The organism is Sphingomonas sp. Leaf23 (assembly GCF_001421585.1).
Classification (GTDB): Bacteria; Pseudomonadota; Alphaproteobacteria; order Sphingomonadales; family Sphingomonadaceae; genus Sphingomonas.
In genome coordinates this window covers 38037-64032 of the sequence record NZ_LMKR01000004.1, presented here as the reverse complement: position 1 = coordinate 64032, position 25996 = coordinate 38037, and the positions used below count along the sequence as shown (strand labels likewise).

Sequence of the window (25996 nt, the reverse complement as noted above, 5' to 3'; positions counted from 1 at the left end):
GACACCGTTTTCGTGGGCGCCGCCCGTGTACGGCCAGAGGAGAATCCGATGCATCCGTCCCTGTTGCGCGCGGGCCTGCCGCTGATGTTGCTGCTGGGCACGGCCGCTGCCCCGGTGCAGGCACCCGCCGACCTGGCCCTGCGTCCGCTGCCCGCCGATACCGCGCCCGGCCGCGCGCTGCCGCTGACGATCGGCGGACGGGTGGTTGCGGGGGAGGGCGACCTGTCGCGCTACCGCCGGCAATGGCCCGGCACCTATTTCGAGGGCGGTTTCCAGGGGCGCGCGGTCGACCTGGCGGTCGGGCCGGGCGAGGTGTCGCTGCGCATCCGCATCGACGATGCCGCACCGATCGCGCTGGTCCGCCCAGCACCCGGTCGTTACCGGTTGAATGCCGCTACGCCCGGCCGCCACCGCATCCGCGTCGACGTGGTGAGCGAATCGCAGGCCGGGGCAACCGCGTTCGGCGGGCTATATGCGCCCGCCGGATCGACCCCGCTCACCGCCCCCGCCGTCCGTCGCCGCGCGATCGAGTTCATCGGCGATTCGCACACCGTCGGCTATGGCAACACCTCCACCAGTCGCGACTGCAGCGATGGGCAGGTATGGGACACGACCGACACGTCGCAGGGGATCGCCGGGCAGCTGTCGCGTCGCTACGCCGCGGCCTACCGGGTCAACGCCATTTCGGGGCGCGGGATCGTGCGCAACTATGGCGGGTTCGCCGCGCCGACCGTACCCGATGCCTACCCCTATGCACTGTTCGACGGAAAGACGCCCGCGAACGATGCCGGGTGGCGGCCGCAGGTGATCGTCATTGCACTCGGCACCAACGACTTTTCCACGCCGCTGAAGCCCGAGGAACGGTGGAAGAGCCGCGACGCGCTCCATGCCGATTATGAGGCGCGCTATGTCCGCTTCGTGCAGGATCTGCGCCGTCGCAGCCCGCACGCGTTCTTCGTCCTGTGGGCGACCGACCTTGCCGATGGCGAGATCGCGCGCGAGGTGGCGAAGGTCGGCGATCTGCTGCGTGCCAAGGGAGAAACGCGCTTTGCGGTGGTGCCGGTCACCGGCCTCAGCTTTGGCGGGTGCCACTTCCACCCGAACGTCGCCGATGACGGCAAGATCGCCGATGCGATCGGCAAGGCGATCGACGGGCGCAACGGCGTCTGGGGTAAATAATCGAGCCTTTCGTCACTCCCGCCGACGCGGGAGTGACGATTTCAACAGCGATCCTACGGCTCCAGCCGCACCATCGCCACGCCATGCGGCGCGACCTCGGCGCTGTAGCTGCGTGACAGCCGCCCCAGATCCTTGTGTGCCCACAGGTCGCGCGCCTTCAGTTTCGTCGCAGCGGGCAGGCCGAGCGTTGCCCAGTCGGCGGTGATCCGCGCAGGGGCCTCGCCCCGGTTCCACAGCAGCAGCGTGCGCCCGCCATCGGCCATCTGCTTGACCCACACCTCGCTGGTGCCGTCGCGCACGACGCGGTGGCCCTGCTGGCCAAGCTTGTCCTGGTCGACCGCGATCACATCGCGGTTGAGCAGGATGTCGCGCGTCGCCTGGTTCATGGTGGCGACGTCGTTGCCCGCGATCAGCGGCGCGGCCATCATCGCCCAGAGCGAGAAATGCGCGCGATATTCGGTATCGGTCAGGCCGCCATTGCCGACCTCCAGCATGTCGGGATCGTTCCAGTGGCCCGGACCCGCATAGGGCCAGAGCGGCTCGTTCATGTCGACGATCGAGGCGACGCCGTAGCTGTAGTTATGCTTGCCGGTCCATTTGTCGGTGATGTCGCCGGTGGTGCGCCACATATTGCCGATCTTCGACGCCCACAGCCACGGTCGGTTGTTGCCCCATTCGCACATCGAGAACAGGATCGCCCGCCCGCTGGCCTTCAGCGCGTCGGCCATGGTGGCGTATGCTTCCTCGGCGTTACGTACTCCGGTCGAGCACCAGTCGTATTTCAGGTAATCGACGCCCCAGCGGGCATACTGGATCGCGTCCTGATATTCATGGCCCTGGCTGCCGGGACGCCCGCCGCAGGTCTTGGTGCCCGCATCCGAATAGATGCCGAACTTCAGCCCCTTGCTATGGATATAGTCGCCCAGCGCCTTCAGGCCGCTCGGGAAACGCGTCCGGTCCTCGGTGATGAAGCCGTTGGCGTCGCGCGTGCCGTGCCAGCAGTCGTCGATCACGACATATGCATAGCCCGCCTGGCGCATGCCGTTCGACGCGATGGCATCGGCGGTGGCGCGGATGACCTTTTCGTTCACGTTGCACGCGAACTTGTTCCAGCTGTTCCACCCCATCGGCGGCGTCTGCGCCAGGCCGTTGGCAACGCGCTTGGGGTCTTTCGACGGGGCCAGCGTGTTGGGATCGGTGTCCAGCACCTCCTGCGCCGCGACCGGCTGTATCGCGCAGAACCCTGCGCAAAGCATGGCGACGATGGTCGAAAAACGTGCCGGCATGTGGCTCTCCCCTGACCGTGACGGCGCCGCCCGGCTTTATGCAATCAAATTATCTTATTAATATGACGGCGTTGTCAACCGTGCCTACCGGCGATCATTCCGGCGGGTCGATCCCGAACAGCCGGTCGACCAGCTTTTGCACCAGCGGCACGACCAGCAGCGAGGCGGGGAGCGCGGTCACGAAGCCGATCGGTGCGCCCTGGACAAACGCGCTCCAGAAGCCGGCCGGCCCGACCCGGACCAGCGCGCTGACCGCACCGATCAGGGAGGAGAAGATCAGGGCGTTGATGACCGAGGAGGTCAGGCGATAGCGAAAGCGCGACCGGACCGTCACGGCCTGCTGCGCGCGGGTGGGGGGAGAGGCGTCGTCCATCGGGCGTCCAAGCGGACGATCCGAGGCAAGGTTCCGACGATTGCCCGCTGACAGCGCCGCACGGCTATGCCAAAAGCAATAAAATTACACGCGGAAATGAGTCGGCAAGCGACCGCTCAACCGCGACCGACAGGAGAGTGTATGCGGGTCATCGATCATGTGATCGCGGGCGATTTCAATGCCACAGGCGGCGCGACTGGCGCCGTGTTCGATCCCAATCGCGGCGAGGTGCAGGCGCATGTCCGCCTCGGCACCGCCGCCGATCTCGACCATGCCGTCGCCGCCGCGCAGGCCGCGCAGCCGGCATGGGCCGCGACCAATCCGCAGAAGCGCGCCCGCGTGCTGTTTGCGTTCAAGCAGCTGGTCGAAGCGAACATGCAGGAACTGGCCGAGATGCTGTCGAGCGAGCATGGCAAGGTGGTCGCCGATGCGAAGGGCGATATCCAGCGTGGCCTCGACGTCATCGAATTCGCCTGCGGCGTGCCGCATCTGCTGAAAGGCGACTATACGCAGGGCGCGGGGCCGGGGATCGACGTCTATTCGATGCGCCAGCCGATCGGCATCGGCGCGGGGATCACCCCGTTCAACTTCCCGGCAATGATCCCGATGTGGATGTTCGGCGTCGCCATCGCGTGTGGCAACGCCTTCATCCTGAAGCCCAGCGAACGCGACCCGTCGGTGCCGGTGCGGCTGGCCGAACTGATGCTGGAGGCGGGTGCGCCCGAGGGCATCCTGCAGGTCGTGCATGGCGACAAGACGGTGGTCGACGCGATCCTCGATCATCCGGCGATCGGCGCGGTCAGCTTCGTCGGGTCGAGCGATATCGCGCACTATGTCTATCGGCGCGGCGTCGCGGCGGGCAAGCGCGTGCAGGCGATGGGCGGGGCCAAGAACCACGGCATCGTGATGCCCGATGCCGATCTCGATCAGGTCGTCGCCGATCTCGCCGGTGCCGCGTTCGGTTCGGCGGGCGAGCGGTGCATGGCGCTGCCGGTCGTCGTGCCGGTCGGGGAAAAGACCGCTGTCGCGCTTCGCGAAAAGCTGATCCCCGCCATTGCCGCGCTGCGCGTCGGGGTGTCGACCGATGCCGACGCACATTACGGCCCGGTGGTGAACGCCCAGCACAAGGCGCGCGTCGAGGGCTGGATCGCCAAGGGCGTCGAGGAAGGCGCCGAACTGGTAGTCGACGGGCGCGGGTTCTCGTTGCAGGGCCACGAGCGCGGCTTCTTCATCGGCCCGACGCTGTTCGATCATGTCACGCCGCAGATGGAATCGTACCGCGAGGAAATCTTCGGGCCCGTCCTCCAGATCGTCCGCGCCAACGATTTCGAAAGCGCCGTGCGCCTGCCCAGCGAGCACCAGTACGGCAACGGCGTCGCCATCTTCACCCGCAACGGCCACGCCGCGCGCGAATTCGCCGCGCGGGTAAATGTCGGCATGGTCGGCATCAACGTACCGATCCCGGTGCCGGTCGCCTACCACAGCTTCGGCGGATGGAAGCGCAGCGCGTTCGGCGACGTGAACCAGCATGGCGAAGAGGGCGTGCGCTTCTGGACCAAGGTCAAGACGATTACCCAGCGCTGGCCCGACGGATCGGCAATGGGCGGTCAGGCCGAGGATGGTGCCGCGGCGCGGACGCAGGATGCGTTCGTCATTCCGACGATGGGGTGAGGGCTGGGGTTTTCAAGCAACCGTGGTTCTGACCTTCGTCCCGACGCCGACCGTGCCCACGCCTGCGCGGGGATACGGGGAGCGTGTGGCCAACGTTCATGATGCTGCTCTAACATGGTCGGTAGCCACCCTCCGTTCGAAGGAACTGCCAAGATGATGCGACGCCTGATCGCAATGATCCTCCTGTCGCTGGCGGCGATGACCCCCGCCGTCGCCCAGAAACGCATCGCGCTGACATTCGACGATGCGCCACGGGCGCGCGGGCCGTTCCTGACGCCCGACGAACGCACTGCGCGGCTGATCGCGGGGCTGCGCAAGGCGAAGGTGCGGCAGGCGGCGTTCTTCGTCGTGCCGGGCAACCTGTCCGCGCCCGATGGGGTCGGCGGCGAGCGGCGGATCGCGGCCTATGTCAGGGCGGGGCATGTCATCGCCAATCACAGCTTCAGCCATCCGGCGCTCAAGTCGATGACGGCGGAGGCCTATCTGGCCGATATTGATCGGGCAAGCGGGTGGCTGATGGGGCGCAAGGGGCTGCGGCCGTGGTTCCGCTTTCCGTTCCTTGACGAAGGCGGCACCGACAAGGCGAAGCGCGACGCGGTGCGCGCCGGGCTGGCCGCGCGCAAACTGTCGAACGGCTATGTCACGGTCGACGGGTCGGACTGGAATATCGAAGGGCTGACGCTCGAGGCGCGCAAGGCAGGCAAGCCGGTCGACATGGACGCGCTGCGCGACCTGTATGTTGAAACCCATGTCGAATCGGCAGAGTTCAGCGACCGGCTGGCGAAGCAGGCGCTGGGGCGGCAGCCGGTGCAGGTGATGCTGCTCCACGAAACCGACCTCGCCGCCTATTGGATCGCCGATCTGGTCGCCGCGTTGCGCAAGAAAGGGTGGGAGATCGTCACGGCCGACGTCGCCTATCGCGATCCGATCGCCAGGGCACAGCCCGATACGCCATCGGCACAGGGCAACCGGCTGGAAGCAATGGCGTGGGAAAAGGGCGTCCCGGCCCCGCGCTGGTACGAACGCAACACGCTGTCGATCGCGATCCCGCTCTATCGCGAGCGGGTGCTGCACAAGGTGCCATGACGGCGCCAGCTACAAGAGACGGCGCGCCCACAATGACCGCCGCCGGAACGATAATGGAGAGTAAAGCGTGACCCAGTTTGATCTGACCGACGACCAGCGCGAGATTCAGGAGCTTGCCCGCCGGTTCACGGCGGATGCGATCACCCCCCATGCGGCGGAGTGGGACGAGAAGCACATTTTCCCCCGCGACACGATCAAGGCGGCGGCGGAGCTGGGCTTTGCCGCGATCTATGTGTCCGAGGAATCGGGCGGTATCGGCCTCGGCCGGATGGAATCGGCGCTCATCATGGAAGCGATGGCCTATGGCTGTCCGTCGACCAGTGCGTTCATTTCGATCCACAACATGGCGGCATGGATGCTCGACGCGTTCGGATCGGCGGAGCTGAAGGCGCGCTTCCTCCCCGACCTCGTGACGATGGACAAGCTCGCCAGCTATTGCCTGACCGAACCGTCGTCGGGGTCGGACGCGGCGGCGCTGAAGACGAAGGCGGTGCGCGACGGCGACGACTATATCGTCACCGGGACCAAGCAGTTCATTTCCGGCGCGGGCGACAACGGCGTCTATCTGGTCATGTGCCGCACAGGCGGGGAAGGGCCGAAGGGCATTTCGTGCCTGTTGATCGAACGCGACATGCCGGGTGTGTCGTTCGGGGCGAACGAACGCAAGCTCGGCTGGCATTCGCAGCCGACCCGCGCAGTGATCCTCGACCAGGTGCGCGTGCCCGCCGCCAATCTGGTCGGTGCCGAAGGGCAGGGCTTTTCGATCGCGATGCAGGGGCTGGACGGGGGGCGGCTGAACATCGGCGCCTGCTCGCTGGGCGGGGCGCAGCGCTGTCTCGACGAAGCGATCGGCTATACCAAGGCGCGGCAGCAGTTCGGCAAGCCCATCGCCGATTTCCAGAATACGCAGTTCACGCTGGCCGACATGGCGACCGAGCTGGAGGCGGCTCGCGCGCTGCTCTACACCGCCGCTGCCAAGGTAACGGCGAATGCGCCCGACAAGACGCGCTTCGCCGCGATGGCGAAACGCTTCGCCACCGACACGGGATCGAAGGTGGTCGATCAGGCGCTGCAGCTGCATGGCGGCTATGGCTATCTGATGGACTATCCGATCGAACGCTTCTGGCGCGACCTGCGGGTGCATTCGATCCTTGAGGGCACGAACCAGGTGATGCGGATGATCGTCGGACGGGAGCTGGTACGATGAAGATCCTCCCCGGCACGGGGAGGGGGATCATGCGCAGCATGGTGGAGGGGGGTGTCCTGCTCCACCACGGTTGCGCGTGCGGCGCTCCCCCTCCGCCAGCTTCGCTGGTCCCCCTCCCCGCGAGCGGGGAGGAACTGGCATGATCGAGACGTTCGTCGAAAATCATGTCGGCCGCATCCGGCTGAACCGGCCCAAGGCGCTCCACGCGCTCGACCACGCCATGTGCGACGCGATGCTCGTCGCGTTGGAGCAATGGCGCGGGGACCCGGCCGTCTATGCAATCCTGATCGACCACGCCGAGGGTCGCGGTTTCTGCGCCGGTGGCGACATCCGCATGATCGCGGAAAGCAGCGCCACCGATGGCGCCGCCGCCCGCGCGTTCTTCGCGACCGAATATCGGCTGAACCACCGGCTGTTCACCTATGCCAAGCCGACCATCGCCGTCATGGACGGCGTGACGATGGGCGGCGGGGTCGGCATTTCGCAGCCTTGCCGCTTCCGCATCGCGACCGAGAACAGTCGCTTCGCCATGCCGGAAACCGCGATCGGGCTGTTTCCCGATGTCGGCGGCGGCTGGTATCTGTCGCGCCTGCCCGGTCGCATCGGCCAGTATCTGGCGCTGACCGGTGCGCGGCTGGACGGCAGCGAGATGCTGGCGCTGGGCCTTGCCACACACCTGCTGCCCGCCGACACGCTGGAGAGGGTCAAGCAGGCCATCGCCGCCGATCCGCTGGCGGCCGAGGCGATCCTGTCCGACCATGCGATGCCGGCGTGCGATGCGCCGATCCTTGCGCAGCGCGAAGTGATCGACCGGCTGTTCGCCAGCGACGATTTCGAGGAAGTCCTTGCTGCCCTGGAGGCGGACGGATCGGACTGGGCGCAGGCACAGCTGGCGACGCTCCGCGGGCGATCGCCGCTGTCGTGCAAGGTATCGCTCAAGCTGCTGCTGGACGGCGCGACCATGCCGACCTTCGAGGATGAGATGCGGCAGGAGTATGCCGTCGTCACCCGCATCGTGCAGCGCCCCGACATCGTCGAGGGCGTGCGCGCGGTGATCGTCGACAAGGATCACGCGCCCAAATGGGACCCCGCCACCCCGGCGGCGGTCAGCGACCATATGATCGACCGCATCTTCGCGCCGCTTTCCCCCGCCGACGAATGGCAGCCGTACTGAGTCCGAGGAACCCCGATGTCTGATTATGAAACCATCCTCGTCGAGCGCCGCGATGCGGTGACGCTGGTCACGCTGAACCGGCCGCAGGCGCTGAACGCGCTGAACGGGCAGATCCTGTCCGAACTGCTGGATGCGATGTGCGCGTTCGATGCCGATCCGGGCCAAGGCTGCGCGGTCATCACCGGGTCGGCCAAGGCGTTCGCCGCCGGGGCCGACATCAAGGAGATGCAGGAAATGGACTTCGCCGCGATGTATGGCGGCGACCATTTCAGCGGCTGGGATGCCTTCACCCGCACCCGCAAGCCGATCATCGCGGCGGTCGCGGGCTTCGCGCTGGGCGGCGGCTGCGAGCTGGCGATGATGTGCGACTTCATCCTGGCGGCCGATACCGCGAAGTTCGGCCAGCCCGAGATCAAGCTGGCGGTGACGCCGGGCATGGGCGGGTCGCAGCGGCTGGCGCGCGCGGTGGGCAAGGCCAAGGCGATGGAAATGTGCCTGACCGGCCGGATGATCGGCGCGGAAGAGGCGGAACGCTGCGGCCTTGTCGCGCGGATCGTGCCCGCCGACGACCTGGTCGAGGACGCGGTGAAGACCGCCGCCACCATCGCCGCGATGGCCCCGCTGGCGGTCAAGGCGAACAAGGAAATGGTCAACGCCGCGTTCGACACGACGCTGTCGCAGGGGGTGCAGTTCGAACGCCGCCTGTTCCACGGCCTGTTCGGCACGGCGGACCAGAAGGAAGGCATGACCGCCTTTGTCGAAAAGCGTCCAGGCAACTGGACCGGGCGGTGAGTCGGCCCGGACCCGACACATCCGTTCGTGCAGAGTAGGGGCTGAGCGCAGTCGAAGACCCGTATCGAAGCACCCGCGGCGGTCCTTCGCTACGCCGCTTCGACAGGCTCAACGGCTACTCAAGACGAACGGACGTACATTACAGGAGAGAAGCAGCATGGCACGCATCGGCTTTATCGGCCTCGGCAATATGGGCGGGGGCATGGCGGCCAATCTGGCGAAGGCGGGGCATGACGTCCGCGCGTTCGACCTGTCGGCCGACGCGCTGTCACGGGCGAAGGCGGCGGGGTGCCTGACGGTCGCCGATGCGGTCGAGGCCGCAAGCGGCGCGCAGGCGGTGGTGACGATGCTCCCCGCCGGGGCGCATGTCGCGCAGGTCTATGGCGACGCGCTGTTCGATGCGGTCGATACCGGCGCGGTGCTGATCGACTGTTCGACGATCGACGTCGATACCGCAAGGGCGGTCGCCGAAGCCGCGCGCGCCAAGGGGCTGCACGCGGTCGACGCGCCGGTATCGGGTGGGATCGCCGCGGCCAATGCCGGGGCGCTGACCTTCATGGTCGGTGGTAGCGACGCGGCCTTTGCCAAGGCCGAACCGTTCCTGTCCGACATGGGCAAGGCGGTGATCCACGCGGGCGCAAGCGGCGCGGGGCAGGCGGCCAAGATGTGCAACAACATGCTGCTCAGCGCATCGATGATCGCGACGTGCGAGGCGTTCGCGCTGGCCGAGAAATTGGGCCTGAACCCACAGACCTTCTACGACATTTCCTCGGTCAGTTCGGGCCAGTGCTGGTCGATGACCAGCTATTGCCCGGTTGCCGGCGTGGGTCCGGAAACGCCCGCCGATCGCGGCTATCAGGGCGGGTTCGCCGCCGCGCTGATGCTGAAGGACCTGCGCCTCGCCATGCAGGCGGCAGCAGGCGCGGGGGCCGACACGCCGATGGGCGCGCGCGCCGCCGAACTCTATGCCCGCTTCGTCGAGGACGGCCACGCCGCGACCGATTTCTCCGGCATCATCCAGACGCTGCGGCAAGGGGCGGCTTGACGGGCGCGCGGCGATCCGCTTGGAACGCCCCTTGCCTGCGGACGTGGCGAAATCGGTAGACGCAGCGGACTTAAAATCCGCTTCCCATCGGGAGTGCGGGTTCAAGTCCCGCCGTCCGTACCAGCATGGAGGTGGCATCGTGCGCATCCTGTTCCTCGCTCCCCTGCTGCTGGCGGTCGGGGCCTGTGACGGCGGGGGCGACAAGCGGCCGGTGATGGTCGACGCGATCGAGGATGGTGCGCAGGGGGATGCCGAGCGCGTCCTGCTGCGCAGCGCGCTGGCGCAGGGGCTGGTGCGGTTCGATGCCGCGGGACAGGTCGAGCCGGGCCTCGCCGAACGCTGGAACATGGTTGATGACGGGCGCAGCTATATCTTTCGGTTGGGCGATGCGACGTGGAGCGACGGGCGGCCCGTCACCGCCGAACAGGTCGTGGTCGCGATGCGCCGTGCGGTGCGGGTGGAGGCCGGGCACCGGCTGACGCCGTTCCTGCGATCGATCGACGAGATCGTGGCGATGACGCCGCAGGTGATTGAGGTGCGGCTGAAACGCCCCAACACCGAATTGCTGACGCTGCTGGCCCAGCCCGAGCTGGCGGTGATCCGGGGTGCGCAGGGGACCGGGCCGCTGCGCCGGTTGCGGGGGCAGGGCGTTCGCCTGCGCGCGCCGGCCGATCCCGAAGGACCGCCGCCGGTCGCCGCCGACGAAGTGCGGCTGCGGGGCGCCCGCGCGGCACTGGCGGTGGCGCGCTATGCCGAGAAGCGCAGCGACCTGGTGCTGGGCGGCGACGTTGCCGACTGGCCATTGGTCGCCGCCGCCAGCCCGCGCCCGGCCGACGTTCGGGTCGATCCGGCGCGCGGGTTGTTCGGCTTTGCGTTTGTCGGGCGCGACGGGTTCCTGTCGAACGTGCTCGGACGGGCAGCGGTGGCGATGGCGGTACAGGGCGCGAACCTGCCCGGTGCTATCGATTCGGGCTGGGGGCAGGCGGACACGATCCTGCCCGAACGGCTCGATTCGGCGGCCGACCCGGCGCTGCCGGCATGGCGCAACCTGACCGACGAGCAGCGCTGGGCGACGGCACGGGCGCAGGTCGCGGCCTTTGGCCGGCCGGTGCGGTTGCGGGTCGCGCTGCCGGACGGGCCGGGCGCGACGTTGCTGTGGGGGCGGATCGCCGCTGCGCTGTCGCGGATCGGCATCGCGGGCGAGCGGGTGGCGATGACCGCGCCGGCCGAGCTGCGGCTGGTCGACCGAGTGGCCCCCTATGACAGCGCGCGTTGGTATCTGGCGACCGCGTGCCGCAGCTGTTCGATGGAGGCGATGACGCTCATCGCCGCCGCGCGCGATGCCGACAACCTGCCCGAACGCGCGCAGCGACTGGCGACGGCGGACGCGGCGATGGCGGCGGACGTCGCGTTCGTGCCCGTGGCGCGGCCGTGGCGCTGGTCGCTGGTCGCGCCGCGGCTGCGCGCGTTCCAGACCAACGCCCGCGTGGTGCATCCGTTGAACCATCTCCGAGCCGACCCCAGATAGGGGACATGGCAAAGCCGAACCGCATCTCGCCCGACATGTTCGAACAGATCGCCGGGCATCTCGACAAGAACCCCGACGCCGTGCGCCGCCGCGTGGTGGCGATCGAGCGGCTGATGGAACGGTCGATGACCATTCCGGGCACGAAGCAGCCGGTCGGCCTCGACTTCCTGCTGAACTTCATCCCCGTGGTTGGCAGCTTCATCGGCGCGGCGATGGGCAGCTATATGCTGTGGGAGGCTCGCAACCTCGGCATGTCGAAGTGGCAGATGGCGCGGATGGCGGGCAATGTCGGCACCGATTGGGCGTTGGGGCTAATCCCGGTGATCGGCGCGGTGCCGGACTTCTTCTTCCGCTCCAACACCCGCAACCTGCGGATCATCCGCAAGCATCTCGACCGCCACCATCCCGCGACGGTGACGGTCGAGGGGTAATCAGCCCGCCTGCCGCCCGCCGCGCCAGATCTTGACGCGGGTATTGCCGGTCACGCCGCCCTGATGCGCCGGGCAGGTCGTGAAGCGGCGGCGCTTGTCGAGGCAGAGCCACAGTTCGTCCAGCCAGCCGCGCTGGTTTGTGGTCACCCGCATCGACTGCGCAGTCATGCCGGGGTTCAGCCGCGCGATGGCGCTGGCGATCTGTCCGGCGGTCAGATTGGGGCGGCGCGACAGGGCCATCATGTCGGGGAAACGCAGCCGCTGGAACAGCGCGCGCGATTCGTCGAAATAGGCCGCCGGGGGCACGCCCATACAGGTGCCGTGCTTGGCATATTCATGCTGGAGCAGCTGGGCCGAGGGCGTGACGCACAGGTTCTTCGCGATCACCGCATCGGGCAGGATCGGGGCGGCGGCGCAATATTGCGGCCAGTCCTTGCCCTCGCCATCGGGCCACAGGCCGTGCAGCGTGAAGCCGAAGCGGTTGGCGCCGCCGCATTGAAAGGCGTTGCGCGCATCGTCGCGGCGCGTGCGGCAATATTCCGGGCTCCAGGTGATGGCGAGCGTATAGCTGCCGATCGGGAGGACCCGGCGCGGTTGCTGCGGCGTCGGCAGGTCGGGGCGCGGGCGCTCGACTTGGGTCGGCGCGGAGCATTGCAGCGTCTGTGCCTGTGCCGCGACGGGCGCGAGCAGGACGGCGAGGGTGAGGGCGATGCGCTTCATATGTCTTCGTCCACTTGTGCCGGGGCGAACCATGCGGCGGCATCGGGGCGGAAGAGGAAGACGACCGCCGCCGTCTGCAACGCGACCGCGACCAACCGCAAGATGCCGCCCGCGTCGAGGATCACCGCACCGCTGGAGAAGCCGACCGCAAGGCTGCCGATCGCGAATACGGTGAAGGCCACCAAAATCCACTTGGCGACGGTGCTGCCGCGCTGCGCGATGAAGAACCACAGCAGCAGCGCGATCAGCACGCCCACCGCGATCATGCCCCCGGCCGCCACGGTGGCGGTCGACCCCAGTGCCGCCGTGTCGGGGTTTTCGGCCAGCCGCGCCATGGTCAGCGGCCATTCGATGACATTGCCGATCAGCCCGACGGCGATCGAGGCGAGGTAGAGCCGGTCGAACCGGATGATCGAAGACGGACGCATAGAGGCTCCCCTGATGACCCTGGCTGGTTATGCGGCGTCGAGGGTGAAATCCAGCCCGATATCGGCCGCCGGGGCCGACTGGGTCAGGCGTCCGACGCTGACATAGGTGACGCCGGTTTCGGCGATGGCGCGGATCGTGTCGAGCCGGACCCCGCCCGACGCCTCTGCGGGCACTCGCCCGGCGATGATCGTGACGGCTTCGGTGAGCGTCGGCGGGGCCATGTTGTCGAGCAGCAGGTGGGTCGCCCCGGCGGCCAGCGCCGGTTCGATCTGGTCGAGCGAATCGACCTCGACGATGATCCGCTCGATCCCCGCCGCCTTGGCCCGCGCGGTGGCTTCGCCGACCGATCCGGCGACCGCGACGTGATTGTCCTTGATCATCGCCGCATCCCACAGCCCCATGCGGTGGTTGGTCGCGCCGCCCATGCGGGTCGCGTACTTCTCCAGCAGGCGCAGGCCGGGAATGGTCTTGCGCGTGTCGAGCAGCGTCGTGGCCGTGCCGGCGATCGCGGCGACATAGGTCGCGGTAAGGGTGGCGATGCCCGAAAGGTGCTGGACGGTGTTCAGCGCCGATCGTTCGGCAGTCAGCAGCGCACGGGCATTGCCGCGCAGCCGCATCAGCGCGGTGCCCGCCGGTACGGCGTCGCCATCGGCCACCAGCGCTTCGATCTCGGCGGCGGGGTCGAGATGGCGAAAGAAGGCGGCGGCGATGTCGAGCCCGGCAACGGTGATCGCGTCACGGCTGTCCATGATGCCGGTGAATACCGCATCGGCGGGGATCACGGCGGCGGCGGTGATGTCGCCGGTTTCCCCCATATCCTCGGCAAGCGTCGCGGCGATGAAGGCGGGGAGGTCGAAACCGGGGATCATGGGGCAGCAGTCCGATCGCAAAGGGAGCGGCGACCTATACAGCTGCCCGCGCCGATTCGTAAAAAACCAACATCGTCGGTCAGTGTCGGTTCAGGCCGGTTCGCGTACACGATCGGCCTGACCTGCAAGAAGGGTAACGGCATGAAGTTTGCTATGATCCTTCCAGCATTGGCCATTCTGGCACCGCTGTCGCCGGCGGCGGCGCAGGTGTCGGGACGGTTGCCCGAGGTCCGCTCCTTCATCGTGACCTGCGATTGCGATACCGCGGCAAAGCGCGGGCGGATCATCGCGGCGGTCCGGCGGCAGGGTGGCACGCTGCTCTATGAGTACAAGATGTTGGGCGGGCTGGCGGTCACCGCGCCGAAGCGCGGGCGCGTCGCGACGTTCGAGCGGCGGCTGCGGCGCATTCCCGGCGTCATCGCGGTGCGGCCCGACGGCGTTTCGCAGACCACCACCCAGACGAGCTGACGTCCGTCGTCAGCCGCGCCGCTGCCCCTCGACGATGGCGATGGCGCGTTCGACGGCAGCTTCGATCGACAGGAAGCTGGTGTCGAGCGGGGCGGCGTCGGCGGCCATGGTCAGCGGGGCGGTCGAGCGGCTCGAATCGCGGTCGTCGCGGGCGCGGATGTCGGCAAGGACCCGGTCATAGGTGACGCTCGACCCGGCCTTGGCCAGTTCGTTGTGGCGGCGGCGGGCGCGGATTGCGGGGGTGGCCTTCACGAACAGCTTGGCATCGGCATCGGGCGCGATGACCGTGCCGATATCGCGCCCGTCGAGTACCGCGCCGCCCTGCTGCTGCGCGAATTTGCGTTGGCGGCGGAGCAGCGCCGAGCGCACCAGCGGATGCGCCGACACGATCGAGGCGGTCTGTCCGGCTTCATCGGTACGCAGCCATGGATCGTCGAGCAGCGTATCGCTGAAGTCGGACGCCGCGACGCAATCCGCTTCGCGCGTGGGGTCCATCCCGTCGCGCAGCACGCGGGTCGCGACCGCGCGGTACAGCAGCCCGGTGTCGAGATGCGGCAGGCCGTAATGCTTCGCCAGCGCCCGCGCGATGGTGCCCTTGCCCGATGCCGCCGGGCCGTCGACCGCGATGATCACAACGGCGCGCCAAGGCTACGCAGCAGCGTGGTGAAGGTCGGGAAGCTGGTCGCGACCGGGGCCATGTCGTCGATGGTGACCGCCTCGCGCGAGACGAGCCCGGCAACGACGAAGCTCATCGCGATGCGGTGGTCGAGCTTCGCCTCGACGGTGCCGCCACCGGGCAGCAGGTCGCCGCCGGTGCCGTCGAGGATGAGGCCGTCCTCGGTCTCCTCGACGGTCGCGCCGATCGCGCGCAGCCCTTCGGCCATCGTCGTGATGCGGTCGCTCTCCTTGACGCGCAGTTCCTCCAGCCCCCGCGTGACGGTGCGGCCCCTGGCCAGCGCGGCGGCGACGAACAGGATCGGGAATTCGTCGATCATCGACGGCGCAACCGTCGGATCGACCTCGATCCCCGTCAGTGACGAGGCGCGGACGACGAGATCGGCGACCGGCTCGCCACCGACGTCACGCGGGTTCTCGAAGCTGATGTCGCCACCCATCGCGCGCAGCACGTCGAACAGCGCGGCGCGGGTCGGGTTCAGGCCGACATTGGTGATCGTCACATGGCTGCCCGGCACCAGCAGCGCAGCGACGACGGGGAAAGCGGCGGAGGACGGATCGCCCGGCACGGTGATCGTCTGCGGCCGCAGTTCCGCCTCGCCGTGCAGTTCGATGACGCGGCCTTCGGGCGTTTCCTCGACGATCAGCTTCGCGCCGAAGCCTTGCAGCATCCGTTCGCTATGGTCGCGGGTCGGGACCGGTTCGACGACGCGGGTGATGCCCGGCGTGTTGAGCCCGGCGAGCAGGATCGCCGACTTCACCTGCGCCGAGGCGACCGGCAGAGTATAGTCGATCGGCACGGCGGGCACGACCCCACGCAGCATCAGCGGCAGGCGGCCACCGGGGCTGGCGGTGATTTCGGCGCCCATTTGCGACAGCGGTTCGATCACGCGGCCCATCGGGCGCTTGCTGAGTGAGGCATCGCCGGTGAAGGTCGCGGTGATCGCGTGGGAGGAGACGAGGCCCATCAGCAACCGGGTCGAGGTGCCCGAATTGCCCATGTCCAATGCGGTGGCGGGTTGCAGCAGCCCGCCGACGCCGACGCCATCGATCGTCCACACGCCATCGTCGCCGCGCGTGATCGTCGCACCCATCGCCCGCATCGCGGCGGCGGTGGCGAGCACATCCTCCCCTTCGAGCAGGCCGGTCACGCGGCTGGTGCCGACGGCAAGCGCGGAGAGCATCAGCGAGCGATGGCTGATCGACTTGTCGCCGGGAACGGGCGCGGTGCCGGTCAGCGGGCCGCTGGCGGCGACGGAAAGCGGGGTGGGGGTGGCGTCGTGCATATGACCGGCGGCTTTGACAGCGCGTGCCCGCTATGGCAAGGCGCGGCCCCATCCGGGGTTTCCGCCCCGTTTTCCACAGCACCGAAAGGTTTGGGCTACACATGGTGAAGCCGGAATGGGGTACGAAGCGTACCTGCCCGAAATGCGCGACGCGCTTCTACGACCTTGGCAAGGACGATCCTGTCACCTGCATCAATTGCGGCGTGCACTGGAATCCTGAGCCGATCCTGAAGTCCAAGCAGCCCCTGCCGTTCGAGCAGGTCAAGGTCAGCGACAAGGCCGAGAAGGATACCGATCTCGACGCCGATCTGGACATCGAGGGCGACGACGAGCCGTCGGCGGACGACGATGTCGATCTGGGCGGCGACGACGACCTAGGCGTCGATACGTCCGACGAGGACAACGAAGCCGAGCGTTGATTTTTTTGGGGCGGCGGGCGCAAAAGGCGCTTGCCAAACCAGCGCCCTCCGCATAGAGGGCGCTCCTCCCCAACGGGGACGCGAGGCCGCCGACCAGCGGCGGCTTCGATAAAATGGACGGGGCCGTAGCTCAGCTGGGAGAGCGCTGCAATGGCATTGCAGAGGTCAGGGGTTCGATCCCCCTCGGCTCCACCATTTTCCAAAGAACCCCGCAGCGATGCGGGGTTTTTTGTTGTCTGTCGCCCAGGCGCCGATGATCGCGCGGTAAGGGCGACGGGAATTTCATCCGATTAAACCAGTATATCGTGCGGTGCCGCGATAGCCGCTAGCTGAACGCCCCTATGACAGGGGGCCGTGACCTGCGCTTTCGTTCTCGTTTGCTCGCCTTTGCCGAACTGACCGATGCCGATCGGCGTGCGCTCGACGTGTTGCTCGATCAGCGCCAGCGCATCGTCGCGCCCAGGCGTGATGTGGTGACGGAGGGTGAGGTGCCGCGCTTCGTCCATTTCGTGCTCGACGGGTGGGGGTGTCGCTATCGCCAGCTGTCCGATGGGCGGCGGCAGCTGTTGTCGCTGCTGCTGCCGGGCGACCTGTTTGATCCCTGTCCACAGGCGGTGGCGCGTACCGACCATGCCGTCGGCTCGATCACGACGATGACAGTGGCGGAGGTGGCGCCCGAAGCGCTGGCGCTGCTGAGCTGCGAGCGGCCGGTCATCGTCCGCGCGCTGTGGTGGAACAACCATGTTGCGATGGGTACGCAGCGCGAATGGATCGCCAGCCTGGGCCTGCGCACTGCCCGCGAACGAATCGCGCTGTTGTTCTGCGAAGTCTATTTCCGGTTGCAGACGATTGGGCGGTCCGCGGGGGCAAGCTGCGAATTTCCGCTGACCCAGGCCGATCTGGCGGAGGCGACCGGGCTGACCCCGGTGCATGTGAACCGCATGGTGCAGGAATTGCGGCGCGACGGGCTGATCGAATGGGGCGGGCGGCGGCTGACCATCCTCGACCTCGATCGGCTGTGCGCGGTGGCGTCGTTCACCCCGGCCTATCTGCACCTTGACCGGGCGGTGGTCGTCGGCTGACCTTCGCCGGCCGTGTCACGCCCGTCCCGTAATCGGACAGCTGCCCGGATTTGCGGCAGGGGACAAAAGGGTAAAGAAAACGTTAACCCGGCCATGATGAAGCCGAATGTCGAACCCCGCCGTCACCCCTTCCGTGCCACGCTGCCGCGCATCGCCAGCGTGCCGGTGCGCAGCGACGACAGCGACCTGAAGCTGTTCACGGTCAGCTTCACCGCCTTCTTCATCTGCTTCTACACCTTCTTCCTGTAAGGCGTCAGGCCGGGCAGCACTCGTCGCAGGCGCGGTGAAGGCGCCAGGCGAGCCATGCCGACACCAGGCACATGCCCGCGACCAGCAGCAGCATGTCGGTCGGCCCCAGGCCCGCCTTGGTCAGCAGGATCACGCCGATCGCGCCGACCGTCATCGACGCGCAGTTGACGACGTTGTTCGCCGCTACCGTCCGCGCGGTCTGATCCTTGGTCACGGTCGTCGTCAGGAACGCATAGAGCGGTACGACAAACATCCCGCCGAAGATCGCGATCAGCGCCAGCGTGCCGAGCAGCAACAATGATTGCGGATGGGTCACGAAATCGAGCGCGCCGTAGAGCGTGCCATCGGGTGCTGGCACCCACGCTTTCGCCTCGAACGCGAAGGCCAGCACGCACACCGCCATCGCAACGACCGAGGCGGGCGAATAGCGCGCCGAAATCTTGCCCTTCAGCAGCGCATTGATGATGACCGATCCGATCGCCACCCCGATCGAAAAGATCGCGATGGTGAGCGAGGCGACCTGCTGGTCGGCGGTTAGGACATTCTTCACCAGCACGGGAAAGATCACGATCAACACCGATCCGATCGTCCAGAAGAAGCTGATCGCGACGATCGCCAGGAACAAGCGGCGGATATGCATTGTCGCCGCGATCAGGTGCCAGGACGAGGTGAACGGGTTGAAGTTGATGACCAGTTCGGGGCCACTGCGCGGCGCGGGCGGCACCTGTCGCCCGGTGAACCAGCCGATGATCGCGACGACCACCACCAGCGCGGCGGCATATTCCACGCTGATCCATCCGGCGACGATGGTCCCGGTCAGGACCGAGAGATAGGTCGCCGCCTCGATCAGCCCGGTACCGCCCAGCACCTGATGATCCTCCAGATGCTGCGGCAGGATCGCGTATTTGATCGGGCCGAAAAAGGTCGAATGGACGCCCAGCATCACGACTGCGCTCAGCATCATCACGACGCCGGTCGTGACATAGCCGGTGCGCGCGACCAGCATGCCCGCTGCGCCATAGATCATGATGCCGATCTCGGCGGTCTTCACGATGCGGATGATCCGCGCCTTGTCATGCGTGTCGGCCAGCTGTCCCGACAAGGCAGACAGCAACACGAACGGCAGGATCGCAAGGCCGGTGGCCAATGCATTGAAATTCTGTTCGCTCGCCGGGTCCTTGAACAGTTGATATGTCGCGAACAGCACCATCGCGTGCTTGAACAGATTGTCGTTGAACGCGCCCAGAAACTGGGTGACGAACAGCGGCAGGAAACGGCGCTGCTTCAGCAACCCCAGCGCATTATTCATTCCGGGTACGACCTGATCTACGTGCCTGTCGGCTTGGTTGGTCCGGGTGTAGCCAGCACGTCCGCCTGCTTCAACGCCGTTTTGCCGCTTTCGCGAGACCGGCCGGGAATGCTAAGCGCGCACTTGTGCTGACGCTTCCCAACATCCTCACCCTGTCGCGGATCTTCGCGGTGCCGCTGCTGGTCGCGTTCCTGTGGTGGCCGATGTGGGAGGCGGGCTATGCGATCGCCTTCGCGCTCTACTGCCTGATGGGCATCACCGACTATTTCGACGGCTATCTGGCGCGCGCGCAGGGTACGGTGTCGAAGCTCGGCGTGTTCCTCGATCCCATTGCCGACAAGATCATGGTGGCGGCCGTCATCCTGATGCTGGTCGGCACGCGGCACGACGTCGCGATCATCACCGGTATCCACCTGATCGCCGCGCTCGTCATCCTGCTGCGCGAGATCGCGGTGTCGGGCCTGCGCGAGTTTCTGGCCGGCATTCAGGTGTCGTTGCCGGTGTCGCAGCTGGCCAAGTGGAAGACCACGCTGCAGCTGGTCGCGTTCGGTGCGCTGATCCTGGCGGGGGCGGTGCCGAGCCAGGCGTTCGTCCACGTCACCGGGCTGGTGTGCCTGTGGGGCGCCGCCGCGCTGACCGCGATCACCGGCTGGGACTATCTGCGCCTAGGCCTACGCCACATGGATACGTAATGACGGTCGAGCTGCTGTATTTCGCGTGGGTGCGCGAGCGTGTGGGCATGGCGGGCGAGCGGGTCGATCCGCCGGCCGAGGTCGTGACGGTCGCCGATCTGGTCGACTGGCTGGCGGGGCAGGGTGAGGGCCATGCGGCTGCGTTCGCCGACCGGCAGCGGCTGCGCGCGGCGGTCGACCAGGCGTTCGTGCCGCTCGACACGCCGATCGCCGACGCGCGCGAGATCGCGCTCTTTCCCCCGGTGACCGGCGGGTGATCCGCGTCGTCGTGCAGGAAGCGCCGATCGACCTGGCGGCGGAGCTGGTCGCGGTGGAGGCCGCCGATGCCGGGGCGGTAGCGACCTTTACCGGGCTGGTGCGCGGCGACGACGGCGTGACCGAACTGGCGCTGGAACATTATCCCGGCGCGACCGAACGCGCGCTGGAGGCATTGTGCGAACAGGCGGTGGCGCGCTGGGCGCTGGCGCGGGCGACCGTCGTGCACCGCGTCGGGCCGATGGTGCCCGGCGACCGGGTGGTGTTCGTCGCGGCAACTGCGCGGCACCGGGCGGCGGCGCTGGAGGCGTGTGCGTTCCTGATCGATCGGTTGAAGACCGGGGCGCCGTTCTGGAAGCGCGAGCGGCGCGGTAGCGACGCGCGCTGGGTCGAGGCGCGGGAGAGCGATGATCTGGCGGCGGCGCGGTGGGGCGCGGTCGGGTAATGGTGCGTTCGGGGCGGTCCTTCGATACGCCCCTTCGACTTCGCTTAGTGGCTACTCAGGATGAGCGGTTGGGAGGTTTCGGACACCCGCTTCCAGCCCGGTCCACCTAGTTCGGTTCATAATACGGAACGACCTATCCCCTTCGTCACCCCGGGCTTGACCCGGGGTCCCGCTTCCTTGGCCGAGCGTGGAAAAAGAAGCGGGACCCCGGATCAAGTCCGGGGTGACGAGAGGGCTTTGCTTGGGGCGGGGCGTTCTCGACGGACGCTTCTCGACAAGCTCGAAGCTGCTCGAACCGAACGGGGTGACAGGGGACGGGAATAGAAAAACCGGGCGGGATCGCTCCCGCCCGGTCCATTCCTGCCATTGGACCCGGATCAGCCGAGCTTCGGGGCCAGCACGCCATTCACGACATGGACGATGCCGTTCGACTGCTCGACGTCATACTGCGTGACGTAGCTCTTGCCGCCGCCGACATCGGTCAGCACCAACGCGCCGTTTTCCAGCGTTGCCTTGAGAGGCTGGCCCTCGACGGTGGTCAGCGTGGCAGTGCCGCCGCCGGCTTCGACCTGCGACTTCAGCGCCGCTGCGTCCAGCTTGCCGGCCACGACGTGATAGGTCAGCACCTTGGCGAGCGACGCCTTCTGCTCGGGCTTCAGCAGCGAATCGAGCGTGCCGGGGGAGAGGCGGCCGAACGCTTCGTTGGTCGGCGCGAACACGGTGAACGGACCCGGACCCGACAGTGTGGCGGTCAGGTCGGCGGCCTGTACTGCCTTGACCAGCGTGGTGAGGTTGCTGGCCTTCGACGCGTTGGCGACGATGGTCTGGGTCGGCAGCATCGGCGCACCGCCGACCATCACCGGCGCCTTCGCCGTGGCGTTGGCATCGACCTGCACGCCAGCGTTCACGCCGCCGACTGGGGTCTGCACGGTGGCGGTGGTGCGGGTCTTTGCCCCGGTCTGCGCAGTGGGGGCGGTCGTCGTTTGGGCATGGGCGGCTGCGGTCAGCGACAGGGTGAGCGCGGCGGCCGAAATGGTTGCGCGAATCATCGGTTTTCTCCGGTGGTTGCGGTCAAAACACATTCGATGCCGGGGGCGGCATCGACCGGGGAAATACGGTTTGGCGAGGCGAACGGTTCCCCCGCTGCCCGAAGGATCAGGTCCGGTTCGCGGCAAGTACCTCTGCCAACAGCCGAAAATCCCGTTCGCGCGGGGACGCCTTTCGCCACACCAATGCGATGCGGCGCGATGCGTTCTTCGCCTCGATCGGCCGCGCGCTGACGGCGGTATTGTCGAGGATGCCGGCATCAATCGCCATCTGCGGTAACATGGTGGTGCCCAGGCCATTGTCGACCATCTGGACGATGGTGTGCAGCGACGTGCCCATCATCATCGCCTGTCCCCGCGCCTCCGGCTGTTCGCAGGCGCGCAGGGCATGGTCCTTCAGGCAATGCCCGTCCTCCAGCAGCAGCAGGCGTTCGGCATCGATGTCGTCGGCGACCAGCGGCGTCGTGTCGGCGGCATCGTTGCCCGGCACCGCGAGGAACAGCCGGTCGTCGAACAGCGGCGCAGTCTCCACGTCACCGCAGGCATAGGGCAGCGCCAGCAGCACGCAATCGGTGCGGCCATGGTGCAGCCCCTCGCACGCCGCCGCGCTCGGCTCCTCGCGCAGATAGAGTTTCAGGTCGGGATAGTCGCGGCGCAGGCGCGGCAGCAGTTGCGGCAACAGGAACGGGGCGATGGTCGGGATGACGCTCATCCGCATCTCGCCCGACAGCGGCCGCCCGGCGGCGCGCGCCATGTCGGTCAGCTCCTCCGCCTCGCGCAGCACGGTGCGTGCCTTGGCCACGATGCTTTCGCCCAGGGGGGTAAAGCGGACCACGCGGCGGGTCCGTTCGACCAGCACGACGCCGATCAGCGTCTCCAGCTCGCGTATCCCCGCCGACAACGTGGATTGCGTGACGAACGATGCCTCGGCCGCGCGGCCGAAATGGCCGGCGTCGCGGAGCGCCACCAGATATTGCAGCTGTTTGAGCGTGGGCAGATACACCGACATGGCGCCCTACTTATTGGCTCGGTCGATCAATCCCAAGGGCAAATTCGATTGGATCGGTCGGACACGTTCCCTATATCGCGGTGCAGCAATTCACGGTGCGCACTGCACCATAACGAAAAAGGGCATTTCCATGCTGACCGTTGGCGACAAGCTCCCCGAATTCACCGTTCCCGTGCAGCAGGGCACCAACGCGCTGCCGGCCGGCGAGACGCTTAGCCACGACGCATTCCCCGGCAAGTGGAAGGTGCTGTTCTACTGGCCGAAGGACTTCACTTTCGTCTGCCCGACCGAGATCGTCGGCTATAGCGAGCTGAAGGAAGACTTCGCCGATCGCGACGCCGTGCTGATCGGCGCGTCGACCGACACCGCGCACGTCCACTTGGCATGGCGCAAGTCGGACCCGGATCTGGCCGCGGCCGATTTCCCGTGGATCGCCGACAATGGCGCGGTGCTGGCCAATGCGCTCGGCATCCTCGACAAGAACGAGCATGTCGCGTTCCGCGCGACCTTCATCATCGATCCGGACAATGTGATCCAGGCGGTACAGGTCAACGGTCTGAACGTCGGCCGCAACCCGGCAGAAACGCTGCGCGTGCTCGACGCGCTGCAGACCGACGAGCTGTGCCCGTGCAACTGGAACAAGGGCGACGACGTCCTCCAGGTCGCAGCGTAATTCATTCGGGCGGGGCATGCGTCCCGCCCGCCACTTTCCGGCACCCCAGCGCGGACCACGGCCTTGTGCCCGGTCGGCTGGGGTGTCGTGTATCTGACGGAGTTTTTTCCATGTCGCTCAAGGAATTTGCGGGCCAGCTGCCCGAGTTCGCCAAGGATATCCGCCTGAACGTCGGTTCGCTGCTGAACGAGACGGTGCTCGACCCGCAGAAGAAGTTCGGCACGATGCTCGCCTGCGCACACGCCACCGGCCACAAGCCGCTGGTCGAGGCGGCGGAGGCGGAAGTGGCCGACAAGCTGTCGCCCGAGGCGGCCAATGCGGCGCGCGCGGCGGCGGCGGTGATGGCGATGAACAACGTCTATTACCGGTTCGTCCACCTCGCGAAGAACAAGGAATATGGCAACCTGCCGGCCAAGCTGCGGATGAACGTCATTGCCGCGCCGGGGATCGACAAGGTCGATTTCGAGCTGTTCAGCCTGGCGGTGTCGGCGATGAACGGCTGCGGCATGTGCATCGACGCGCATGAGGACGTGCTGAAGAAGCACGGCGTGAAGGCCGAGGTGATCCAGGGCGCGGTGCGGATCGGCGCGGTGCTGGCGGCGGTCGCGACGGTGCACGCGGCGGTGGCATGAAGCGAAGGGGCGGGGAAACCCCCGCCCCCGTTACGACAGCGCCCGATACACACTGTAGAGGCTGGTGACGGTCAGCACGATGCCGACCAGGATCAACAGCGTGCGCGCCGGGATGTGCTTGGCGAACATGGCCCCGAATGGCGCAGCGGCGATCCCGCCGATCAGCAAGCCGGCAACGGCAGTCGTGAACGCCTCCAACCCCAAGTGGACGAGGAACGTCGCGGAGATGCTGACGGTTAGGAAGAATTCGACCGTGTTGACCGTGCCGATCGTCGTGCGGGGCGTCGCGCCCTGCACCAGCAGGTTGGAGGTCACGACCGGCCCCCAGCCGCCGCCGCCCGCCGCGTCGAGGAACCCGCCGACCAGCCCCAGCGGGGCGATGACCTTCGGCTCCTTCGGTTCGGGCGGCTTCCGCAGGCCCCGCCACAGCAGGTACAGGCCGATCCCCGCCAGATAGGTCATGACGAACGGTCGCGTCACCGACGCATCGAGCGACGACAGCAGATACGCGCCGGTCACGCCGCCGACGATGCCGGGCAGCACCAGGCGCCAGAACAGTTTCCAGTTCACATTCTTGTGCAGCGCGTGGCTGATCCCCGACACCCCGGTCGTGAAGCATTCGACGACATGCACGCTCGCCGATGCGGTCGCGGGCGGCACGCCCAGCACGCTCACCAGCAGGGTCGACGAAATCACCCCGAACGCCATGCCCAGCGCACCATCGACGATCTGGGCGGCAAATCCGGCGGCAACAAATTCGGCCAGACGCGCCCAGTCGATATTCTCGAACATCCCAATCCCTTTGCTATGGCGCAGCGGGGGTCAGTGATGACGGCAAACGACAATGCCTACAAGATACATAGGGTTTGTTGCGCCTACAGTACGACTTGGCGTGCGCGGGCGGGCCGCCTACATCGGGTGCACTACCAAGGGGACTGCACATGGTTGCGCGGCTGTTGCGCTATCTGGATTCGATCAAGGCGCGCGATCCCGCGCCGCGGTCGCGCGCCGAAATCCTGACCTATCCCGGCGTGTGGGCGGTCGTGTTCCACAAGCTGTCGCACCGGCTGTTCCGCGCGCGATGGTATTTCGCCGCACGCGCGATCAACCATTTCTCGCGCTTCCTGACCGCGATCGACATCCATCCGGGCGCGACAATCGGCCGGCATTTCTTCATCGACCACGGCTTCGTCGTGATCGGCGAGACGGCCGAGATCGGCGACGGGGTGACGATCTACCAGAACGTCACGCTCGGCGGGACCAGCCCTGACAACGGTATCGCGGGCAAGCGGCACCCGACGATCAGCGACGGTGCGATCATCGGGTCGGGCGCGCAGGTGCTGGGGCCGATCACCATCGGTGTGCGCGCCCGCGTCGGTGCCAATGCGGTGGTGACGAAGGACGTGCCCGAGGGAACGACCGTCGTCGGCATCCCCGCACGTCCGACGGTGGTCGAGGGGGGCCAGGCGCCCGATCCGCGCTTCGTCCCCTATGGCACCCCCTGCCGCGACAATTTCGACCCGCAGACGCAGCGGATCGAACTGCTGCGCTGCGAGGTGGAAACGCTCAAGCGGCAGCTCGACGCGCTGCTGGCCGAGCAGCAGGATCATCGCGACCGCGCCTGATGGGGATCGTCACGCCCTTTCCCGCCGCGCGCCAGCCGGGGCAGGTCGGCTTCGAGCGCGCCGAGCTGACCCGCATCCTCGACCTGTACGGCCGGATGGTCGCCGCCGGGCACTGGCGCGACTATGCGATCGACCTGGGCCGCGACGCCGCGGTGTTCAGCGCGTTCCGCCGCGCGGCCGAACGGCCCGAATTCCGCATCGAGAAGCGGCCGTCCCTGCGCAACAAGCAGGGCATGTGGGCGCTGGTCGGCGAGGCCGGGGCAGTGGTGAAGCGCGGGCACGAGCTGGGCCCGGTGCTGGCCCCGGTCGAACGCCGGCTGATGAAGCTGGTCGAGGAATAA

Annotated in this window: 31 protein-coding genes and 2 tRNA genes; 22 read left to right on the top strand and 11 right to left on the bottom strand. The window is 67.4% G+C overall.

Features of this window, described 5'->3' with window-relative positions:
* Positions 1-48 precede the first annotated feature (48 nt).
* Positions 49-1179 (top strand): SGNH/GDSL hydrolase family protein, encoded by a 1131-nt coding sequence (locus tag ASE67_RS12695; protein WP_082457120.1) that lies wholly within the window; start codon positions 49-51, stop codon positions 1177-1179.
* A 53-nt stretch (positions 1180-1232) separates the two neighbouring features.
* Here ASE67_RS12695 and ASE67_RS12690 read toward each other — a convergent pair whose 3' ends face one another.
* Both ASE67_RS12690 and ASE67_RS12685 read right to left on the bottom strand, forming a co-directional pair.
* The gene (locus tag ASE67_RS12690; RefSeq protein ID WP_235511901.1) at positions 1233-2465 is read right to left on the bottom strand and encodes a glycoside hydrolase family 27 protein; all 1233 of its coding nucleotides are present in this window, start codon (positions 2463-2465) and stop codon (positions 1233-1235) included.
* A 94-nt stretch (positions 2466-2559) separates the two neighbouring features.
* Positions 2560-2838: a DUF2798 domain-containing protein gene (locus ASE67_RS12685; RefSeq protein WP_055761881.1), complete on the bottom strand. Its 279-nt coding sequence runs from the start codon at positions 2836-2838 to the stop codon at positions 2560-2562.
* A gap of 141 nt (positions 2839-2979) precedes the next feature.
* Between ASE67_RS12685 and ASE67_RS12680 the strand changes: the two genes are divergently transcribed.
* From ASE67_RS12680 to ASE67_RS12640, 9 genes are all read left to right on the top strand, one after another.
* Entirely contained in the window at positions 2980-4509 is a 1530-nt protein-coding gene (locus ASE67_RS12680) for a CoA-acylating methylmalonate-semialdehyde dehydrogenase (protein ID WP_055761879.1), read from the top strand.
* 153 nt (positions 4510-4662) lie between these two features.
* On the top strand, positions 4663-5595 hold the full coding sequence (locus ASE67_RS12675; RefSeq protein ID WP_235511900.1) for a polysaccharide deacetylase family protein: 933 nt from the start codon (positions 4663-4665) through the stop codon (positions 5593-5595).
* A gap of 67 nt (positions 5596-5662) precedes the next feature.
* Positions 5663-6802: an acyl-CoA dehydrogenase family protein gene (locus ASE67_RS12670; protein WP_055761876.1), complete on the top strand. Its 1140-nt coding sequence runs from the start codon at positions 5663-5665 to the stop codon at positions 6800-6802.
* Between the two features lie 139 nt (positions 6803-6941).
* Entirely contained in the window at positions 6942-7976 is a 1035-nt protein-coding gene (locus ASE67_RS12665; RefSeq protein ID WP_055761873.1) for an enoyl-CoA hydratase/isomerase family protein, read from the top strand.
* Between the two features lie 15 nt (positions 7977-7991).
* Positions 7992-8768, top strand: a complete 777-nt coding sequence (locus ASE67_RS12660) for an enoyl-CoA hydratase (RefSeq protein WP_055761870.1) — start codon at positions 7992-7994, stop codon at positions 8766-8768.
* Positions 8731-9813 carry a 3-hydroxyisobutyrate dehydrogenase gene (mmsB, locus tag ASE67_RS12655; RefSeq protein ID WP_268795373.1) on the top strand — a complete coding sequence of 361 codons (1083 nt, stop codon included), beginning with the start codon at positions 8731-8733 and terminating at the stop codon, positions 9811-9813. The genes ASE67_RS12660 and mmsB overlap by 38 nt, the downstream gene beginning before the upstream one ends.
* Before the next feature lie 37 nt (positions 9814-9850).
* Positions 9851-9936: transfer RNA gene (locus ASE67_RS12650), tRNA-Leu, on the top strand.
* A 16-nt stretch (positions 9937-9952) separates the two neighbouring features.
* Positions 9953-11341 (top strand): ABC transporter substrate-binding protein, encoded by a 1389-nt coding sequence (locus ASE67_RS12645; RefSeq protein ID WP_235511899.1) that lies wholly within the window; start codon positions 9953-9955, stop codon positions 11339-11341.
* A 5-nt stretch (positions 11342-11346) separates the two neighbouring features.
* The gene (locus tag ASE67_RS12640) at positions 11347-11772 is read left to right on the top strand and encodes a DUF4112 domain-containing protein (RefSeq protein ID WP_082457119.1); all 426 of its coding nucleotides are present in this window, start codon (positions 11347-11349) and stop codon (positions 11770-11772) included.
* On the opposite strand, the gene ASE67_RS12635 is transcribed toward ASE67_RS12640, so the two are convergent.
* From ASE67_RS12635 to nadC, 3 genes are read right to left on the bottom strand one after another with little or no spacing between them, the layout of a single operon-like run.
* Complete coding sequence (locus ASE67_RS12635; RefSeq protein WP_055761862.1) at positions 11773-12492, bottom strand: ribonuclease T2 family protein; 720 nt, start codon at positions 12490-12492, stop codon at positions 11773-11775.
* Positions 12489-12920: a hypothetical protein gene (locus tag ASE67_RS12630; protein WP_055761859.1), complete on the bottom strand. Its 432-nt coding sequence runs from the start codon at positions 12918-12920 to the stop codon at positions 12489-12491. Before ASE67_RS12630 ends, ASE67_RS12635 begins: the two co-directional genes overlap by 4 nt.
* Before the next feature lie 27 nt (positions 12921-12947).
* Positions 12948-13790 carry a carboxylating nicotinate-nucleotide diphosphorylase gene (gene nadC / locus ASE67_RS12625; RefSeq protein ID WP_055761857.1) on the bottom strand — a complete coding sequence of 281 codons (843 nt, stop codon included), beginning with the start codon at positions 13788-13790 and terminating at the stop codon, positions 12948-12950.
* 141 nt (positions 13791-13931) lie between these two features.
* Between nadC and ASE67_RS12620 the strand changes: the two genes are divergently transcribed.
* Complete coding sequence (locus ASE67_RS12620) at positions 13932-14258, top strand: hypothetical protein (protein WP_055761853.1); 327 nt, start codon at positions 13932-13934, stop codon at positions 14256-14258.
* A gap of 9 nt (positions 14259-14267) precedes the next feature.
* On the opposite strand, the gene cmk is transcribed toward ASE67_RS12620, so the two are convergent.
* Positions 14268-14891, bottom strand: a complete 624-nt coding sequence (gene cmk, locus ASE67_RS12615) for a (d)CMP kinase (RefSeq protein WP_055761850.1) — start codon at positions 14889-14891, stop codon at positions 14268-14270.
* Positions 14888-16219, bottom strand: coding sequence for a 3-phosphoshikimate 1-carboxyvinyltransferase (gene aroA, locus ASE67_RS12610; RefSeq protein WP_055761847.1), 1332 nt, complete (start codon positions 16217-16219; stop codon positions 14888-14890). The genes cmk and aroA overlap by 4 nt, the downstream gene beginning before the upstream one ends.
* A 101-nt stretch (positions 16220-16320) precedes the next feature.
* Here aroA and ASE67_RS12605 point away from each other — a divergent pair, with 101 nt between their 5' ends.
* From ASE67_RS12605 to ASE67_RS18475, 4 genes are all read left to right on the top strand, one after another.
* Complete coding sequence (locus ASE67_RS12605; RefSeq protein WP_055761844.1) at positions 16321-16638, top strand: TIGR02300 family protein; 318 nt, start codon at positions 16321-16323, stop codon at positions 16636-16638.
* A 119-nt stretch (positions 16639-16757) separates the two neighbouring features.
* Positions 16758-16833, top strand: a tRNA-Ala gene (locus ASE67_RS12600).
* A 146-nt stretch (positions 16834-16979) separates the two neighbouring features.
* Positions 16980-17720 carry a Crp/Fnr family transcriptional regulator gene (locus ASE67_RS12595; RefSeq protein WP_082457118.1) on the top strand — a complete coding sequence of 247 codons (741 nt, stop codon included), beginning with the start codon at positions 16980-16982 and terminating at the stop codon, positions 17718-17720.
* 93 nt (positions 17721-17813) lie between these two features.
* The gene (locus tag ASE67_RS18475; RefSeq protein ID WP_200922223.1) at positions 17814-17969 is read left to right on the top strand and encodes a hypothetical protein; all 156 of its coding nucleotides are present in this window, start codon (positions 17814-17816) and stop codon (positions 17967-17969) included.
* A gap of 4 nt (positions 17970-17973) precedes the next feature.
* Here ASE67_RS18475 and ASE67_RS12590 read toward each other — a convergent pair whose 3' ends face one another.
* On the bottom strand, positions 17974-19278 hold the full coding sequence (locus ASE67_RS12590) for an MFS transporter (protein WP_055761840.1): 1305 nt from the start codon (positions 19276-19278) through the stop codon (positions 17974-17976).
* Between the two features lie 125 nt (positions 19279-19403).
* Here ASE67_RS12590 and pgsA point away from each other — a divergent pair, with 125 nt between their 5' ends.
* Genes pgsA through ASE67_RS12575 form a run of 3 tightly spaced genes read left to right on the top strand, consistent with a single transcriptional unit; the run spans position 19404 to position 20670 of the window.
* The gene (gene pgsA / locus ASE67_RS12585; protein ID WP_055761838.1) at positions 19404-19970 is read left to right on the top strand and encodes a CDP-diacylglycerol--glycerol-3-phosphate 3-phosphatidyltransferase; all 567 of its coding nucleotides are present in this window, start codon (positions 19404-19406) and stop codon (positions 19968-19970) included.
* Positions 19970-20227 carry a molybdopterin converting factor subunit 1 gene (moaD, locus tag ASE67_RS12580; RefSeq protein ID WP_055761834.1) on the top strand — a complete coding sequence of 86 codons (258 nt, stop codon included), beginning with the start codon at positions 19970-19972 and terminating at the stop codon, positions 20225-20227. Before pgsA ends, moaD begins: the two co-directional genes overlap by 1 nt.
* Positions 20224-20670: a molybdenum cofactor biosynthesis protein MoaE gene (locus ASE67_RS12575; protein WP_055761830.1), complete on the top strand. Its 447-nt coding sequence runs from the start codon at positions 20224-20226 to the stop codon at positions 20668-20670. Before moaD ends, ASE67_RS12575 begins: the two co-directional genes overlap by 4 nt.
* Positions 20671-21047: 377 nt before the next feature.
* Here the strand turns inward: ASE67_RS12575 and ASE67_RS12570 are convergent, their stop codons facing one another.
* Both ASE67_RS12570 and ASE67_RS12565 read right to left on the bottom strand, forming a co-directional pair.
* Entirely contained in the window at positions 21048-21719 is a 672-nt protein-coding gene (locus ASE67_RS12570; protein WP_156348608.1) for a fasciclin domain-containing protein, read from the bottom strand.
* A gap of 106 nt (positions 21720-21825) precedes the next feature.
* Positions 21826-22725, bottom strand: a complete 900-nt coding sequence (locus ASE67_RS12565; protein ID WP_055761827.1) for a hydrogen peroxide-inducible genes activator — start codon at positions 22723-22725, stop codon at positions 21826-21828.
* 130 nt (positions 22726-22855) lie between these two features.
* Between ASE67_RS12565 and ASE67_RS12560 the strand changes: the two genes are divergently transcribed.
* Both ASE67_RS12560 and ASE67_RS12555 read left to right on the top strand, forming a co-directional pair.
* A complete protein-coding gene (locus tag ASE67_RS12560) occupies positions 22856-23398 on the top strand; it encodes a peroxiredoxin (protein WP_055761824.1) in 543 nt (180 codons plus the stop codon).
* Positions 23399-23508: 110 nt separating this feature from the next.
* Positions 23509-24030: a carboxymuconolactone decarboxylase family protein gene (locus ASE67_RS12555; protein ID WP_055761821.1), complete on the top strand. Its 522-nt coding sequence runs from the start codon at positions 23509-23511 to the stop codon at positions 24028-24030.
* 30 nt (positions 24031-24060) lie between these two features.
* Here ASE67_RS12555 and ASE67_RS12550 read toward each other — a convergent pair whose 3' ends face one another.
* Complete coding sequence (locus ASE67_RS12550) at positions 24061-24822, bottom strand: sulfite exporter TauE/SafE family protein (protein ID WP_055761818.1); 762 nt, start codon at positions 24820-24822, stop codon at positions 24061-24063.
* A gap of 149 nt (positions 24823-24971) precedes the next feature.
* On the opposite strand from ASE67_RS12550, the gene epsC reads away from it, so the two are divergent.
* Both epsC and ASE67_RS12540 read left to right on the top strand, forming a co-directional pair.
* Positions 24972-25655: a serine O-acetyltransferase EpsC gene (gene epsC, locus ASE67_RS12545; protein ID WP_055761815.1), complete on the top strand. Its 684-nt coding sequence runs from the start codon at positions 24972-24974 to the stop codon at positions 25653-25655.
* Positions 25655-25996, top strand: a complete 342-nt coding sequence (locus tag ASE67_RS12540) for a DUF2794 domain-containing protein (protein WP_055761813.1) — start codon at positions 25655-25657, stop codon at positions 25994-25996. Before epsC ends, ASE67_RS12540 begins: the two co-directional genes overlap by 1 nt.